The organism is Frigoribacterium sp. CFBP 13712, from assembly GCF_014842255.1.
Lineage (GTDB): Bacteria > Actinomycetota > Actinomycetes > Actinomycetales > Microbacteriaceae > Frigoribacterium.
Map to the genome: position 1 here is coordinate 431,699 of NZ_JACYVH010000001.1, position 16,271 is coordinate 447,969.

At 70.5% G+C, this 16,271-nt stretch carries 15 protein-coding genes; 6 read left to right on the forward strand and 9 right to left on the reverse strand.

Annotated elements, in window-relative coordinates:
* Nucleotides 1-112: 112 nt before the first annotated feature.
* From IFT51_RS01945 to IFT51_RS01970, 6 genes are all read right to left on the reverse strand, one after another.
* Nucleotides 113-532: a cytidine deaminase gene (locus IFT51_RS01945; RefSeq protein ID WP_308196149.1), complete on the reverse strand. Its 420-nt coding sequence runs from the start codon at nucleotides 530-532 to the stop codon at nucleotides 113-115.
* Nucleotides 529-1,818 (reverse strand): ABC transporter permease, encoded by a 1,290-nt coding sequence (locus IFT51_RS01950; protein WP_192058579.1) that lies wholly within the window; start codon nucleotides 1,816-1,818, stop codon nucleotides 529-531. The genes IFT51_RS01945 and IFT51_RS01950 overlap by 4 nt, the downstream gene beginning before the upstream one ends.
* Entirely contained in the window at nucleotides 1,815-3,104 is a 1,290-nt protein-coding gene (locus IFT51_RS14965; RefSeq protein ID WP_192058582.1) for an ABC transporter permease, read from the reverse strand. Before IFT51_RS14965 ends, IFT51_RS01950 begins: the two co-directional genes overlap by 4 nt.
* Nucleotides 3,101-4,621, reverse strand: a complete 1,521-nt coding sequence (locus IFT51_RS01960) for an ABC transporter ATP-binding protein (RefSeq protein WP_192058584.1) — start codon at nucleotides 4,619-4,621, stop codon at nucleotides 3,101-3,103. Before IFT51_RS01960 ends, IFT51_RS14965 begins: the two co-directional genes overlap by 4 nt.
* Before the next feature lie 155 nt (nucleotides 4,622-4,776).
* On the reverse strand, nucleotides 4,777-5,865 hold the full coding sequence (locus IFT51_RS01965; RefSeq protein ID WP_192058586.1) for a BMP family protein: 1,089 nt from the start codon (nucleotides 5,863-5,865) through the stop codon (nucleotides 4,777-4,779).
* Nucleotides 5,866-6,028: 163 nt separating this feature from the next.
* Nucleotides 6,029-7,147, reverse strand: coding sequence for a mannose-1-phosphate guanylyltransferase (locus IFT51_RS01970; RefSeq protein ID WP_192058587.1), 1,119 nt, complete (start codon nucleotides 7,145-7,147; stop codon nucleotides 6,029-6,031).
* Nucleotides 7,148-7,325: 178 nt separating this feature from the next.
* On the opposite strand from IFT51_RS01970, the gene IFT51_RS01975 reads away from it, so the two are divergent.
* From IFT51_RS01975 to IFT51_RS01995, 5 genes are all read left to right on the forward strand, one after another.
* Nucleotides 7,326-8,510, forward strand: coding sequence for a glycosyltransferase family 1 protein (locus tag IFT51_RS01975; RefSeq protein ID WP_192058589.1), 1,185 nt, complete (start codon nucleotides 7,326-7,328; stop codon nucleotides 8,508-8,510).
* A gap of 133 nt (nucleotides 8,511-8,643) precedes the next feature.
* Nucleotides 8,644-9,096: a succinate dehydrogenase, cytochrome b556 subunit gene (gene sdhC, locus IFT51_RS01980; RefSeq protein WP_192058591.1), complete on the forward strand. Its 453-nt coding sequence runs from the start codon at nucleotides 8,644-8,646 to the stop codon at nucleotides 9,094-9,096.
* A gap of 4 nt (nucleotides 9,097-9,100) precedes the next feature.
* Entirely contained in the window at nucleotides 9,101-9,544 is a 444-nt protein-coding gene (gene sdhD / locus IFT51_RS01985) for a succinate dehydrogenase, hydrophobic membrane anchor protein (protein ID WP_192058593.1), read from the forward strand.
* 63 nt (nucleotides 9,545-9,607) lie between these two features.
* On the forward strand, nucleotides 9,608-11,416 hold the full coding sequence (gene sdhA / locus IFT51_RS01990; protein WP_192058595.1) for a succinate dehydrogenase flavoprotein subunit: 1,809 nt from the start codon (nucleotides 9,608-9,610) through the stop codon (nucleotides 11,414-11,416).
* A 1-nt stretch (nucleotide 11,417) separates the two neighbouring features.
* Nucleotides 11,418-12,173 (forward strand): succinate dehydrogenase iron-sulfur subunit, encoded by a 756-nt coding sequence (locus IFT51_RS01995; protein ID WP_192058597.1) that lies wholly within the window; start codon nucleotides 11,418-11,420, stop codon nucleotides 12,171-12,173.
* Nucleotides 12,174-12,275: 102 nt separating this feature from the next.
* Here the strand turns inward: IFT51_RS01995 and IFT51_RS02000 are convergent, their stop codons facing one another.
* Complete coding sequence (locus tag IFT51_RS02000; protein WP_192058600.1) at nucleotides 12,276-12,632, reverse strand: hypothetical protein; 357 nt, start codon at nucleotides 12,630-12,632, stop codon at nucleotides 12,276-12,278.
* Nucleotides 12,613-13,764 (reverse strand): DUF6177 family protein, encoded by a 1,152-nt coding sequence (locus IFT51_RS02005; protein ID WP_192058602.1) that lies wholly within the window; start codon nucleotides 13,762-13,764, stop codon nucleotides 12,613-12,615. The genes IFT51_RS02000 and IFT51_RS02005 overlap by 20 nt, the downstream gene beginning before the upstream one ends.
* 201 nt (nucleotides 13,765-13,965) lie before the next feature.
* On the opposite strand from IFT51_RS02005, the gene IFT51_RS02010 reads away from it, so the two are divergent.
* On the forward strand, nucleotides 13,966-14,418 hold the full coding sequence (locus tag IFT51_RS02010) for a hypothetical protein (protein WP_192058604.1): 453 nt from the start codon (nucleotides 13,966-13,968) through the stop codon (nucleotides 14,416-14,418).
* 151 nt (nucleotides 14,419-14,569) lie between these two features.
* Here IFT51_RS02010 and ptsP read toward each other — a convergent pair whose 3' ends face one another.
* A complete protein-coding gene (gene ptsP / locus IFT51_RS02015; RefSeq protein ID WP_192058606.1) occupies nucleotides 14,570-16,225 on the reverse strand; it encodes a phosphoenolpyruvate--protein phosphotransferase in 1,656 nt (551 codons plus the stop codon).
* Between the last annotated feature and the right edge of the window lie 46 nt (nucleotides 16,226-16,271).

A 16,271-nucleotide genomic window follows, 5' to 3' on the forward strand; every position in this document is an offset into this window, starting at 1 on the left:
TCTCCTTCGGTGCTGGCGGCTCCCCGGATCCGGTGGCGCGCCTCCGGAATGATGTCAGAACGACGGGAGGAGCAGGGCACCGAGGAGGCGCGGGTCGCCCCGCGCGGTCTGGTTACGGTCGCGAGTCCCTGAACTCGTCGAGCTGGCGGGGCCCGAACGCGTCGGGGATGACCTCGTCGATGGTCTTGAAGCCCGAGACGGTGTCGAGCACCATCGAGGCGTCGGAGTGCTCGTAGAGCAGCTGACGGCATCTGCCGCACGGCATGAGCACGTCGCCGTTCCCGTCGACGCAGGCGAAGGCCACGAGGCGCCCGCCGCCCGACATGATCAGATCGCTGACCAGCGAGCACTCGGCGCAGAGCGTGATGCCGTACGAGGCGTTCTCGACGTTGCACCCCGACACGAGTCGCCCGTCGGTGGTCAGCGCGGCCGCACCCACCGGGAACTTCGAGTACGGGACGTACGCCTTGGCCATCGCCGAACGGGCGGCGTCGCGGAGCGCGGCCCAGTCGGTGCTCTCGACGACGCTCACGACTTGATGTAGGGCTTGCCGGACGCCGCCGGACCCCTGGACTGCCCCACGAGACCGGCGACGGCGAAGATGGTCACGATGTACGGCAGCATCAGCATGAACTCGCTCGGGACCGGCGAGCCGATGGCGCCGAGCACGTTCTGCAGATTGCTCGCGAAGCCGAAGAGGAGGGCGGCGAGAGTGGCCCGGATCGGATCCCAGCGACCGAAGATGACCGCGGCCAGCGCGATGAAGCCGGCGCCCGCCGTCATCTCCTTCTGGAAGTTGCCCAGCGAGCCGAGCGTGAAGTACGCGCCGCCGAGCCCCGCGATGGCCCCTGCCAGCGAGACGTTCCAGAACCGCGTCGCGTTGACCTTGATGCCGACGGTGTCGGCGGCCTGCGGGTGCTCGCCGACCGAGCGGAGGCGGAGACCCCAGCGGGTGCGGAACAGACCGTAGAACACCAGCGCGATGGCGATGTACATCAGGTACACGATGATCGTCTGGCGGAAGAACACCGGCCCGACGATCGGGATCTGGCTGAGCACCGGGATGTCCAGCTGCGGGAACCGCACGCCGCGGCTCAGCGACTCGGAGCGCGCCAGCACCTGCGAGTACAGGAAGCTGGTCAGACCCGTCACCAGGACGTTCAGCACGACGCCGACGATGACCTGATCGACGATGTAGCGGATGCTGAAGACGGCCAGCACCATCGAGACGAGCACGCCGGCGACCATGGCGCCGACGAGACCGACGTACGCCGATCCGGTCGCCGAGGCGACGAGGGCCGACACGAAGGCGCCGGCCAGCAGCTGGCCCTCGATGGCGACGTTCACGACGCCCACCCGCTCGGAGATGACTCCGCCGAGGGCTCCGAAGATGAGCGGGGTGCTGAGCGCCAGTGCGCCGAGCAGCAGGCCGGGCACGGGGATCGTCGCGCCGGCGCTCGTCCAGGTGAGGAAGGCGACCAGGAAGAGCACGCCGAAGACGGCGACCAGCCAGATCGGCACGCGCTGCGCCCGGACGACCAGGGCGACCGACGCCGCCGTGAGGAGCGCGAGCACGATCGAGAGCACGAGACCCGTGGCGGCCGAGGGCAGAACCGCGTCGGGCAGGGCGAAGAAGTCGCGCGCCGTGGCGAGTCGGAAAGTGCTCGAACCGTCGCGTCCGAAGCCGACGAAGAGGACGAAGGCGATCACCGTGAAGATGGCGAACGCGATGGGGGCCTTGTAGCTGCGGCTCACCGCACGGGCCAGATCGGGCGACGCGGCGGCGGGTGCCGCGGTGTCGGGACTGAGGGTGCTCACTTGGTGACCACCGCCTCCTTGGTCGAGGCCTTGCGCACGGGACGGGCGCCCGGGGCCGGCAGACGGAAGATGCTGCGGACGAGCGGCGGGGCCGCCACGAACAGCACGATGAGGGACTGCACGACGAGCACGATGTCGATCGGCACGCCGTTGGCCGCCTGCATCGAGTAGCCGCCCGCTTTGAGGGCGCCGAACAGGATGCCGGCCGCGAAGACGCCCCAGGGGCGCGAACGACCGAGGAGCGCGACGGTGATGGCGTCGAAGCCGATCCCGGCGTCGATGCCCGACGTGAAGCCCGAGGTGAGCGTGCCGAGCACCTGCGTCGACCCGGCGACACCGGCCAGCGCACCCGAGATGAGCATCGCGTAGAGGTAGATGTTCTTGACGTTCATGCCGGCGGTGCGGGCCGCGTGCGGGTTCTCGCCCACCGCCCGGAACCGGAAGCCGAGCGTCGACCGGTTGATCAGCCACCAGACGGCGGCGGTGATCGCGATCACCAGGATGAAGCCCCAGTTCAGCCCGTAGCTCGGACCGAACAGATCGGGCAGGATCGCCGTCTCGAGGGTCGCGGGCGACTTCGGGTTGTTGCTGCCGGGGGCCTGGAGCAGACCCTGCGTGCGGAGCATGAACGCCAGCAGGTAGAAGGCGATGTAGTTCAGCATGATCGTCAGGATCACCTCGTGGGCGCCGGTGCGGGCCTTGAGGAGACCGACGATGCCGCCCCACAGCGCACCGGCGGCGATGCCCGCCGCCAGGGCCAGGGGCAGGTGCAGAGCGAGCGGGAGGTGGAACGAGAAGCCCACCCAGCCGGCCGCGGCGGACGCCATCAGCATCTGACCGCGGGCGCCGATGTTGAACAGCCCGACCCGGAACGCGACGGCGACCCCGAGCCCGGCGGCGATCAGGGGCACGGCGTAGTTCAGGGTCTCGGTCAGCGGCCGGATCCCGTTGGCGAAGCCGTCGACCCGGAAGTTGTACACCGCACCCTGGAACAGCGACGAGTACGACCCGCCGACCGCCGACCCGAAGGCCTGGAGGAAGTCCGTCGGGCGCGAGAAGAAGTAGCCCATCGTGCTCTGGACGTCCTGATCGGTGAAGCCGATCAGGAGACCCGAGACGATCAGGGCGAGCACGACGGCGAGCACCGAGATCGCGGCGTTGCCGGTCGTGAGCTCCCTCAGGAGGCGCGACCCGCGCGAGTCGCCGCCCTCGGCGCCGGCACCGGGCGTGGCGCCAGGCGTGCTCGGGGGCGTCGTGCCCGACGTCGTGGTGGTGGCGTCGCTCACGCTGCCTGCTCCGTTCCGTGCGGCATCTCGCCGGCCATCATGAGCCCCAGCACCTCGCGGGGCGTGTTCGCCGGCACGATGCCGACGATCGTTCCGCGGTACATCACCGCGATGCGGTCGGCCAGAGCGGCGACCTCGTCGAGCTCGGTCGAGACGACGATCACGGGGACGCCGCGATCGCGCGTCTCGACGATGCGCTTGTGGACGAACTCGATCGAACCGACGTCGATCCCCCGGGTGGGCTGCGCGGCGACGAACAGTCGCAGATCGCGGCTGAGCTCGCGTGCCAGGACGACCTTCTGCTGGTTGCCGCCCGAGAGGCGACCCGCGGGAGTCGCGATGCCCTGGGTGCGGATGTCGAACTCGCGCACCTTCTCGACCGCGAAGGCGGCGAGCTGCGCGAGCTTCAGCGAGCCGCGCTTCACGAACGGACCGGACTGCGAGCGGTCGAGCATGAGGTTCTCGGCGACGGTGAACTCGCCGACGAGTCCGTCCTGGTTGCGATCCTCCGGGACGAAGCCGACGCCGGCGTCGAGCACCTGGCGGACGCTGCGCCCCGTGATGTCGTTGCCGTCGAGCGACACGCGGCCCTCGACACGGGGCTGCAGACCGAGGATGGCCTCGGTCAGCTCGGTCTGGCCGTTGCCCTGCACGCCGGCGATCGCGAGGATCTCGCCGCGGCGGACCTCGAACGAGACGTCGTCGACGACGACCTGCCCGATGGGGTCGACGACACGGAGGTTCTCGACCACGAGAGCCGCGTCGCCGGGCTCGGCCGGGGACTTCTGCACGGTCAGCTCGACGGCGCGACCGACCATGAGCGAGGCCAGCTCGGCGTTCGAGGCGCTCGGTTCGGCCTCGCCGACGACCTGGCCGAGACGGATGACCGTGATGCGGGTCGCGACCTCGCGGACCTCGCGCAGCTTGTGGGTGATGAAGACGATGGCCGTGCCCGCGTCGCGCAGCTGACGCATGATGACCATGAGCTCGTCGGTCTCCTGCGGGGTGAGCACTGCGGTCGGCTCGTCGAAGACGAGCACCTTGGCGTCGCGCGACAGGGCCTTGATGATCTCGACCCGCTGCTGCACGCCGACGGGCAGCTCCTCGACGAGGGCGTCGGGGTCGACGTCGAAGCCGAAGCGGCTGCTGATCTCGCGGACCTTCGCCCGGGCGGCTGCCAGGTCGAGCAGACCGCCGGCCTTCGTCTGCTCGTGGCCGAGCATGACGTTCTCGGCCACGGTGAACACGGGGACGAGCATGAAGTGCTGGTGGACCATGCCGATGCCCGCGGCCATCGCGTCGCCGGGGCCTGCGAAGTCCTGGACGACGTCGTCCAGGAGGATGTCGCCCTCGTCGGCCTGGTACAGGCCGTAGAGGACGTTCATCAGAGTCGACTTGCCGGCGCCGTTCTCGCCGAGCAGGCAGTGGATCTCACCCGGCTCGACCGTCAGGCTGATGTGGTCGTTGGCGGTGAGTGCGCCGAAGCGCTTCGTGATGCCCCGCAGTTCGAGCTTCATCTCAGGTGTCTACCTCGGGTCGGGTGATGGGTAGGGCGCCGGTGCACGTCGGGTCGGCGTGCGGCCGGAGGCGTTGCGAGGGCCGGGAGCGACGGGGTGACCGTCGCTCCCGGCCCTGGGTCAGTCGATGCTAATCGATGACGGGTGGTGCGTCGTTACTCGGTGAGGGCGGAAGGCGACTCGACCTCGATCGAACCGTCGATGATGCCGGCCTCGATGTCGTCCAGCTCGTCCTGCAGGCCGGAGTCGACCTGGTCCTCGTAGTCGTGGAACGGCGCGATGCCGACGCCGTCGTTCTCGAGCGTGCCGACGTAGGGCTCGTTCGTGAAGTCGCCGGAGGCGGCCTGGCTGGTGACGTCGTCGGTCGCCTGCTTGATGCCCTTGAGCACGGAGGTCAGGAACAGGTCGCTGTTGGCGCTGTCCGTCTCGTAGGTGTCGCTGTCGGCGCCGATCAGCACGATCTCGTCGCCCGAATCGCGGATCGCCTCGGCGGCGCTCTGGTAGATCGGTCCGCCGACGGGCAGGATCACATCGGCGCCCTGCTCGATCAGCGTCTGGGCGCTCTGCTTCGCGACCGTGCCGGCCTCGAACCCGCCCGTGAAGGTGCCGGTCTGGCTCGCGACGTCCCAGCCGACCGTCTTGACGTCGGCGTCCTTCTGCTCGTTGTAGTACTCGACGCCGTCCGCGAAGCCGTCCATGAAGATGGTGACGGTCGGGAACTGCATGCCGCCGAAGGTGCCGACGGTGCCGGTCTTCGTGAAGCTGGCCGCCGCGTAGCCCGCGAGGAACGCCGCCTCCGAGGTGTTGAAGGTGATGGGACGGACGTTCTCGGCGTCGTTCGCCGCGTCGTCGATCGTCGCGTAGTCGATGTCGGGGTTCGCCGCCGCCGCCGTGCCGGTCGCGTCGGAGAGCGCGAAGCCGACCGTGACGATCAGGTTGCAGCCCTGCGAGGCGAGGTTGGTGAGGTTGGCGTCGTAGACGGTCTCGTCGGCGGACTCGACGGTCTTCGGGGTCGCACCGATCTCCTCCGCGGCTTCGGTCAGGCCCTCGAAGCCGAGCTGGTTGAACGACTTGTCGTCGAACCCGCCGGCGTCGGACACCATGCAGGGGACGAAGTCGCTCGAGGCGCCGTTCGACGAGCCGCCCTCGGACTCTTCGGGAGCCGAGGCACAGCCGGCCAGGATCGCCGCGGTGCCGAACAGGGCGATACCGCTGAGCACGGCCTTGCGCGCAGTTGTAGTCAAGTTGTCCTCCAAGATGCAGCCCGGCAGCTGAGCCGGGCACGTATGGCTGTCAGGTTACTCATTGCGACGAGCGCTCACGGCCGTCCCGGTGGAGTGATGCCGTCCCGTTACACAAGCGGGACCGGCGCGAAACGAAGACGAAACGAAGCGACGCCGCGATGGGTCAGAGGACGTCGCTGCGACCGCTGAGCTTCAGGGCGTCGACGACGGACTTGACCCGCTGGGCGTTGGCCGTCGTCGTGACGAGCAGGGCGTCGGGGGTGTCGACGACGATGATGTCGTTCACGCCGATCAGCGAGATCAGCCGATCGCTGCCGGCGACGACGATGCCGCTCGACGCGTCGGCGAGCACCCGGGCGTTCTCGCCCAGGATCGCCAGGTCGCTCTTGCGCCCGCCGGAGTGCAGCTTGGCGATCGAGGCGAAGTCGCCCACGTCGTCCCAGTCGAAGTCGCCGGGCACGACCGCCAGCCGCCCGGCCGCCGCGGCGGGCTCGGCCACCGTGTAGTCGATCGCGATCTTCTCGAGGGCGGGCCAGACGGCGTCGACGACGGCGCCGCGCCGCGGGGTGTCCCAGGCCTCGGCGAGCTCTTCGATGCCGGCGAGCAGAGCGGGATCCGTCTGACCGAGCTGCTCGAGGAGGCGGTCGGCGCGTGCGATGAACATGCCCCCGTTCCAGAGGTAGTCGCCCCCGGCGACGTACGCCTCGGCGGTCTCGAGGTCGGGCTTCTCGACGAACGACTCGACCATGCGCGCGGACGGCGCGCCCTCGACGGCGAGCGGCCCGCCGACGTGGATGTAGCCGAAGCCGATGGCCGGCTCGGTCGGCGTGATGCCGATCGTGGCGATGTACCCGTCGTCGGCGACGACGATGGCCTCGCGGACGGCGCGCGCGAAGCCGCGGGTGTCGGCGATCACGTGATCGGCGGCGAACGAGCCGACGATCACGTCGGGCTCGCGGCGTCGGAGGATGGCGGCCGCGAGTCCGATGGCGGCCGTGCTGTCTTTCGGCTCGCTCTCGAGCACGACGTTGTGGTCTTCGAGGTCGGGCAGCTGGCGCTCGACCGCGGCGCGGTGCGCCCGGCCGGTGACGACCATGATGCGCTGCTCGCCGTTGAGCGGCGCGAGGCGGTCCCAGGTGCCGCGCAGCAGGGTCGAGCCGCTGCCGGTGAGGTCGTGCAGGAACTTCGGCGCGTCGGCGCGGCTCAGGGGCCAGAGCCGTGAGCCGATCCCGCCGGCCGGAATGATGCTGTAGAACCGGTCGAGGCTGCTCTGGGTCGTCATCCCCCCACCCTACTGAGGGCACCGCGCCGGGCCGCGCCGTCGGCCGCCGGTGGACGACGCGGCCACCCGTCCGCTCACCCGGGCGTTCACGCAGCCGCCATCCGTCGGCCACGGCGTCGAGACGAGGACGACACGTCGCGGCGTCAGCCTGGGCTCACCGCGAGCCGAGGAGCACCGTTTGAGAGTCGTCGTCGTGACCGAGAGCTTCCTCCCGACCGTGAACGGGGTCACGACCAGCGTGCTCCGCGTGCTCGACCATCTCGCCGCCCGGGGTCACGAGGCCCTGATCATCGCCCCCGCCGGTCGCGGGCACGACTCGTACGCCGGGTTCCCCGTCCACCGGGTGCCGTCGGTGGCCTACCGGCAGTTCCCGGTGGGGCTGCCCAACCCCCTCGTCGCCGGCGCCATCGCGGCCTTCGCACCCGACGTGGTGCACGCTGCGTCGCCGTTCCTCCTCGGGGCCCAGGCCATCTCCGCGGCAGCGCGTCTCGGCGTCCCCAGCGTCGCCGTCTTCCAGACCGACGTGGCGCGGTACGCCTCGACCTCCGGGCTCGGGGCGACCGCCGCCTCCTTGGCCTGGCGTCTCGTCCGACGGATCCACGAGCAGGCGACGCTGACCCTCGTGCCGTCGACCGCCTCCCGGCGAGACCTCGAGGCCGTGGGCGTCCGCCGCCTGGCGACCTGGGGACGAGGCGTCGACTCGGTCCGGTACCACCCCAACAACCGGCACTCGCCCGAGGCCGCGGCGTTCCGGGCCGGGCTGGCCCGCCCCGACGAGGTCGTCGTCGGCTACGTCGGGCGCCTCGCGGCCGAGAAGGAGCTCGACCGGCTCGCCGCCCTGCGCGGCGTCGACGGAATGCGTCTGGCCGTCATCGGCGGAGGCCCGAGCCTCCCCGGGCTGCGCCGTCGCCTCCGCCACCTCGACCCGGTCTTCACGGGACCGCTGCACGGCTCCGAGCTCGCCACGGCCTACGCCGCGCTCGACGTCTTCGTGCACACGGGCACGACCGAGACCTTCGGTCAGACGGTGCAGGAGGCGCACGCCAGCGGACTGCCGGTCGTCGCACCGGCCGCGGGCGGGCCCCTCGACCTGGTGCGGCACGGTGTGGACGGCTACCTCGTCGACCCCCGACACGACCACTCGCTCCGCCGAGCCGTGCGCCGCCTCGTCGAGGAGCCCGAGCTGCGCGCCCGATTCGGCGAGGCGGGGAGGCGCGCTGTCGTCGGCCGCACCTGGGAGCGCCTCGGCGACGAGCTGCTGGAGCACTACGCCGACGCCCGCCGATCGGTGCACACGCCCCTGCCCGCGGCCCTCCGACGCGCCGCTCCCGACCGTGATCGCGGTGTCTCGACATCGAACTAGTTAGGCGGGCCTTGGCGGCGCCGCGACGGGCCTCGAACATAGACTGAGGGCGTTCTGAGAACACACACGGCGGACACGGCTGTCCTCTCCCGATGACAGCCCGACCCGCCCCAGTCCGCGAGGAGGGCCGCTCATGGCCGAGCAGTCGACGGAGACCCTGCCCCCACCGGCAGGCCGACGGGGAGCACCCGAGATCGGCGCGCCACGCGGCAAGAACCGGCTGGCGGGCACGCTCTACCGTGGTCGCGAGGGCATGTGGTCGTGGGTCCTTCACCGCATCACCGGTGTCAGCATCTACTTCTTCCTGCTGGTGCACATCCTCGACACGGCCCTCGTGCGGATCAGCCCCGAGGCGTACAACGCCGTCATCGGCACGTACAAGAACCCGATCATGGGGCTCGGCGAGACGGCGCTCGTGGCGGCGATCCTGTTCCACGCGCTCAACGGCCTCCGCATCATCCTCATCGACTTCTGGGGACCCGGCACCAAGCACCAGCGACTCCTCTTCTGGATCGTCATCGGCGTGGCCGTCGTCCTCTTCGCGGGCTTCGCCCCCCGCCACCTCATGAACGTCTTCTCGGAGTAGCACGATGACCACCGAAACCATCGAGGCCCCCCGCTCGGCCCGACCCGCCTCGCGCAGCAGCAACCTCGAGAAGTGGGGCTGGATCTACATGCGGGCGAGCGGCGTCGTCCTCGTCGTCCTCATCTTCGGCCACCTCTTCATCAACCTGCTGGCGGCGGAGGGCGGCATCAAGGCCATCGACTTCGCCTTCGTCGCCGGCAAGTGGGCGTCGCCGTTCTGGCAGGTCTACGACACCCTCCTGCTCTGGCTGGCCCTGATCCACGGCTCGAACGGCATGCGGACGATCGTCAACGACTACGTGTCGAAACCCGCCGTCCGCAAGGTGCTGCTCGGCGCCTTGCTCGTCTCGGCCGTGGTGCTGCTGACCCTCGGCACCCTCGTCATCTACACGTTCGATCCGTGCCCGGCCGGCGCCCCCGCCGACCTGCTGCCCTCGATCTGCTCGTAGGCGACCGGCCCGACCCGCGCCTCCTCAGCCCCACGCCCGCACCACATACCGACGGAAAGCACCGTGACCACACCTTCTCCCGCTCCTGAGAGCACCGTCGTCGACGGCATCCACTACCACCAGCACGACATCGTCATCGTCGGAGCAGGAGGCGCGGGGATGCGAGCGGCCATCGAGGCGGGTCCGAACGCCAGCACCGCCGTCATCTCGAAGCTCTACCCGACGCGGTCGCACACGGGCGCCGCTCAGGGCGGAATGGCCGCGGCCCTCGCCAACGTCGAGGACGACAACTGGGAGTGGCACACCTTCGACACCGTCAAGGGCGGCGACTACCTCGTCGACCAGGACGCCGCGGAGATCCTGGCGAAGGAGGCCATCGACGCCGTCCTCGACCTCGAGAACATGGGTCTGCCCTTCAACCGGACCCCCGAGGGCAAGATCGACCAGCGTCGTTTCGGCGGCCACACGGCCGAGCACGGCAAGAATCCCGTCCGTCGGGCCTGCTACGCCGCCGACCGCACGGGTCACATGATCCTCCAGACGCTGTACCAGAACTGCGTCAAGCACGGCATCAACTTCTTCAACGAGTTCTACGTGCTCGACCTGATCATGGGCGAGATCGACGGCGAGGAGCGCCCCGCCGGCGTCATCGCCTACGAGCTGGCGACGGGTGACCTGCACGTGTTCCAGGGCAAGGCCGTCATCTTCGCGACCGGCGGCTTCGGCAAGATCTACAAGACGACGTCGAACGCCCACACTCTCACCGGCGACGGCGTCGGCATCATCTGGCGCAAGGGCCTCCCCCTGGAGGACATGGAGTTCTTCCAGTTCCACCCGACCGGTCTCGCCGGGCTCGGCATCCTGCTCAGCGAGGCGGCCCGAGGCGAGGGCGCCATCCTCCGCAACAGCGAGGGCGAGCGCTTCATGGAGCGCTACGCACCGACGATCAAAGACCTCGCACCGCGCGACATCGTCGCCCGGTGCATGGCCACCGAGATCCGCGAAGGACGCGGCGGCGGCCCGCACAAGGACTACGTCTACCTCGACATCACCCACCTCGACCCCGCGGTGATCGATGCGAAGCTGCCCGACATCACCGAGTTCGCCCGCACCTACCTCGGTGTCGAGCCGTACACCGAGCCCGTGCCCGTGCTGCCCACGGCGCACTACGCGATGGGCGGCATCCCCACCAACGTCAAGGCGGAGGTGCTGCGCGACAACACCACCGTCGTGCCCGGTCTCTACGCCGCGGGCGAATGCGCCTGCGTCAGCGTCCACGGCTCGAACCGACTCGGCACCAACTCCCTGCTCGACATCAACGTCTTCGGCAAGCGCGCCGGGAACAACGCCGTCGAGTTCGTGAAGGACGCGCCGTTCGTGCCGCTCCCCGACGACCCGGCGGGCTTCGTCCGCGGGCTCGTCGCCGACGTCCGCGCCGCGACCGGCACCGAGCGCATCGCCACGCTGCGGAAAGAGCTGCAAGACAGCATGGACCGCAACGCCCAGGTGTTCCGCACCGAAGAGACCCTCGACGAGGTGACCCACGTCATCGCCGATCTGCGTGAGCGGTTCAAGAACATCAGCGTGCAAGACAAGGGCAAGCGGTTCAACACGGACCTGCTCGAGGCGATCGAGCTCGGGTTCCTGCTCGACCTCGCCGAGGTCGTCGTCTACTCGGCCCGGTCGCGACAGGAGAGCCGCGGCGGGCACTTCCGAGAGGACTACCCGACGCGCGACGACGAGAACTGGCTCGTGCACACCATGGCCTATCTGACGGGCGACCCCCACTCGTCGCTCGCCGGCGACCACATCCGCCTCGACACGAAGCCCGTCGTGATCACGAACTACCAGCCGATGGAACGGAAGTACTGACATGAGCACCGCAGTCCTCGAGAACTCCCCCGCAGGGGCCGACGCGATCCCGACGTTCACCGCCACGCTCATCATCCGACGCTTCGACCCCGAGGTCGACTCCGAGCCGCGCTGGCAGGACTTCGACGTCGAGGTGCTGCCGACCGACCGGGTGCTCGACGCCCTGCACCAGATCAAGTGGGAGCAGGACGGCTCGCTGACCTTCCGCCGATCGTGCGCCCACGGCATCTGCGGCTCGGACGCCATGCGGATCAACGGCCGCAACCGTCTCGCCTGCAAGACCCTGATCAAAGACCTCGACGTGACGCAGCCGATCTACGTCGAGGCCATCAAGGGCCTGCCCCTCGAGAAGGACCTCGTCGTCGACATGGAGCCGTTCTTCCAGTCGTACCGCGAGATCCAGCCGTTCCTGATGGCCTCGTCGAAGCCCGAGAAGGAGCGCATCCAGAGCGCCACCCAGCGTGCGCGGTTCGACGACACCACCAAGTGCATCCTCTGCGCCGCCTGCACGTCGAGCTGCCCCGTCTTCTGGACGGACGGGCAGTACTTCGGCCCGGCCGCGATCGTGAACGCGCACCGGTTCATCTTCGACTCCCGCGACGAGGGCGCTCAGGTCCGCCTCGACATCCTCAACGACAAGGAGGGCGTGTGGCGGTGCCGCACGACCTTCAACTGCACCGAGGCGTGCCCCCGCGGCATCCAGGTGACCCAGGCCATCGCCGAGGTCAAGCAGGCCGTGCTGCGAGGTCGCGCCTAGTCGCGGAAGACACGCGGAAGAGAGGCGCCGGGCTGTCGAGCCCGGCGCCTCTCGTGCATCCGAGAAGCGCCGTCGGTCGGCGGGCGCACGGTGCGGGGCCGTTCAGTCGTCTTCGACGATGCAGACGGCGTCCAGAGCGAGAGCCAGCCGGAGCGCGACCGACACACCGGCTTCGCCGTCCTCACCGAGCGGCGCGATGGCATCGACCCAGAACACCGGGAGGCGCACCTCCGGCGGATCGGTCAGCAGGCGCTCGATCTCACCCGACGTGTTCAGCTCCTGGGCGCCGTAGACGGTCAGCAGAGCGCGGCCTCCGCGGGCGAAGACCTGATGGGCGGTCGCGCCGTCGATGGGGCGGACCCCGTACGACTCGTCGACCGCGTGCGCGGCGCTCGCGAGATCGAGCCCGTCGGGAGCCTGAGGACTCAGGATGGTGATCTCACGAGGCACTGTCGTCACGCCCCTCCTCCATGTCGCCAGCTTCGGAACCGCTCGCGTCGCCCTGCACCCTGCTCTCGTCGAGGAAGTCGAACTCGTCGAGGTCCTCCTCCCACGCCTGCAGGAGGGGCGGCGAGACCAGGGTGGCGAGACGCTCCGGCCCCACGGCCTCGAGGGTCTGATGCAGTGCGTCCCACCCGGGCGTGCTGGCGTCACCGAGCGGCACCACGAAGGCCGGCAGGCTCGGGCGGCCTACGACCCGGACCGTCTCGCCGGTCGGCAACGCGGTCAGGTCGAGCCCGAGACGCTTGACGGACGGCGCTCCGATGAGCAGTGCGACCGGGTTGGGCGGCGGGTAGGTGACGGCGCAGACGCAGCGATCCACCTCGCCCTCCCGTGCGACCACGAGGGCGAAGGTCGGCAGGCTGTCCCGGGCGATGTCGGCGAGGGCGCCGGTCAGCCGGTCGATGCCCGCGTCGAGGGATTCTCCGTCGGCGGGGTGGACGACGTCGACCGTGATCGACATCGTCTCCTCCGTCCCGTGCTCGGTGACCCGGGCGGTGACGGTGGCCGACAGATGCGGGCCCTCGACGAGCATGCGGAGGGGCTCCGGCGCGGCATGGCGGGCGTGCTGGGTGAGAGCCCATCGATCCCAGGCGGACAGCATGGGCTCGGTGACGCCCCACGAGACGGGGAGCGAACCGGACACAGCCTGCGAGATGGTCTCGAGCGCGCCTCCCAGGCTCATGTCGTGGGCGGGGAGGTGGAGGACGGTGAGATCGATCGTCAGCTGCACCCTCGTGTCGACGGCCGGACCGATCTCGGGGAACTCCACCTTCTCGACGCCGAGCTCCTCCACGGGGATGCCGGCGTCGTCGACGGCGTCGTACGGACGACCGGTCAGGCCGTCCCGCAGATCTCCTCGGTCGTCGTGGACGACCCAGGCGGCACCCGCCTCGACGAGGGCCGACCGGAGACCGACCGTCAGACGGGAGCGCTCGCTCGATACGAGCACGACCCGCCGTCGGTGCCTGCGACGCCGGAGCAGATCGGCCATGGGAGGGCTGAGGCGGAGGACCCGGCCCCGACCGTCGACTCGGACGACGCGCGCCGTGACGGCGTCGACGAGCGGATGTCGAATAGGGGTGCCCACCCATCCAGTGTGCTCCGCGGGCGCCGGTCGGGTCCGTTCGGACCCGGACTCGCAGGCGGCGTCCATGCAGCGGACGGGAAGTCCCCCGTGCGAGGGGCCTCGCGGCGACGGTGGGCACCTAAGCTGGTGAGAGCTCCTCACGGGACGTCGTCGACTCCCGCGTCGGCGCCGACCACGACCCCGAACGAGAGGCCGCGACCCATGGACGTCACCCGCCAGCAGCAGTTGCAGAACGACATCGCCGCGACATTCGCCGAGTCGCTCGCCGGTCACGACTGGGCGGAGGCGACGTTGTTCCTGCTCGAGGTCGGCTCGACGTCGCGCGTGTGGGTCGACGCGCTCGACGCCGCCGGCGGCGCGAAGCAGGGCCTGAGCATCCCCGACGTCGCCGCCGCGGGCTCGCGCCTCCGCGAGGTGATGGCCGACCCCGAGAAGGGCGCATGGTTCTCCTTCGCCCTGACGCTGACCAGCGACGGGTCGTTCACGGCGCGCTTCACCCTCGACCGTCGCGTCTACGACAACCCGGCGTCCCCGTTCGAGCCGGGTCCGGCCGGCGAGGTGCCGACCGACGCCGACTACGCGGCCGACCTCGAGCGCTTCCCCCGGAGCGCGAAGTACCGCCCGACGTGGGCACCCGCCGTCGCAGGCAGCTGAGCGGACGACCTCGGCACGCGGCCGGTGAGTTCGCGGCGGGGCGGTGCGCAGTCCGTCGGACGGCAACCGGACGAGCCGTGAGCCGATCGGGTCGGACGGCAGCCGGACGGGCCGTGAGCCGATCGGACCCCGGCCCGACCGGCCCGATCGACTACAGGCCTGCGGCGACCGCCTCGGCGGCCTCGCGCGCTCCCGGCGCCGTCGTCGCATCGATCGCAGCCGCCGCAAGGGCGCTCGCCTGCTCGATCGTGTACTTCGACAGCTCGAGGCGGACGTCGGCCAGGGCGGCCGGGGTCATCGACAGCGTCGTGGCCCCCAGTCCGACGAGCACGACGGCGAGCAGCGGGTCGGCCGCCGCCTCGCCGCAGATGCCCACGGGCTTGCCCGCGGTCGCCCCGGCGTCGCCGAGAGCCCGGACCAGGCGGAGCACGGCGGGGTGCCACGGGTCCTGATACGACGCGACCGAGCCGAGCATGCGGTCGGCTGCGAGCGTGTACTGCGTCAGGTCGTTGGTCCCGATGCTGACGAAGTCGGCGGTGCGGAGCACCTGGTCGGCCAGCACCGCGAGCGAGGGCACCTCGGCCATGACCCCGACGGTCTTGAGTCCGAGCTCGCGACCGAGGGAGACGAAGTACTCGGTCTCCTCGGCGTCGCTCACCATCGGCGCCATGACCCAGAGGTCGGCCGTCGTGGCCGCCTGGGCCTCGGCGAGCGCGGTGAGCTGATCGCGGAGGATCTGCTCCTTCACGCGGAGGGCGCGGAGCCCCCGGAGCCCGAGGGCGGGGTTCTCCTCGTGGGCGTCGTTCAAGAAGCTCAGCGGCTTGTCGGCACCGGCGTCGAGCGCGCGGACGACGACCTTCTTGCCGGGGAACGCCTCGAGCAGCGCCGTGTAGCTGGCGGTCTGGCTCTCGACGGTCGGGGCGGTGGACGACCCGAGGAAGAGGAACTCGGTGCGGAACAGGCCGACGCCCTCGGCCCCGAGCTCGACGGCGCCGGCGGCCTCGTCGGGCGAGCCGAGGTTGGCCAGCAGGGGCACGGCGTGGCCGTCGGCGAGGGCGCCGTCCGTCAGCGGGGCGGCTGCCGCGGCGCGGCGGTCGGCGATGCGCTGCTCCGCCGCGGCGATCTCGTCGGCTGCGGGGTCGACGGTCACGACGCCCGTGGCCGCGTCGGCGACCACCACGGTGCCGTCGACGAGGTCGAGGGCTCCGGTGACGCCGACGATGGCGGGGATCGACTTCGAGCGGGCCAGGATGGCCGTGTGCGAGGTCGGTCCGCCGTCGCGGGTGATCAGTGCGAGCACCTTGTCGAGGTCGAGGAGGGCGGTGTCGGCGGGCGCGAGGTCGGGCGCGACGAGCACGAAGGGGGTGTCGCTCTCGGGGACGCCGGGCGCCGCGACTCCGCGGAGGGATGCGATGACGCGCTGGGCGACGTCGCCGAGGTCGGTGGCGCGCTCGGCCATGTAGCCGCCCATGCCGACGAGCATCTCCTGGAAGGCCGCGAAGGCCTCGAATACGGCCCGTTCGCCCGTCGCGCCGTCGGCGATGCGCTGCTGGACGTCGTCGGAGAGCGTGGGGTCTTCGGCCATGAGCGCCTGGGCGTCGAGGACGTCCTTCGCCTCGCCGCCGGCCTTCTCTCCCCGTGCCGACAGATCGGCGGCGACCGAGCGGAGCGCCCGGGTGACGTCGGCGAACTCGGCGTCCGCCTCGGCGGTCCGCTTGTCGCTGCTCGGCTCGGGCAGCGGATCCGGCATCCGGAGGATCGGGCCGACGGCCACTCCGCGTCCGACGCCAACGCCCTGTAGTGCCACTGTGAGACCTCTTCGTTTCGGTGAGTTCGGATGCCGGGCACGGGCG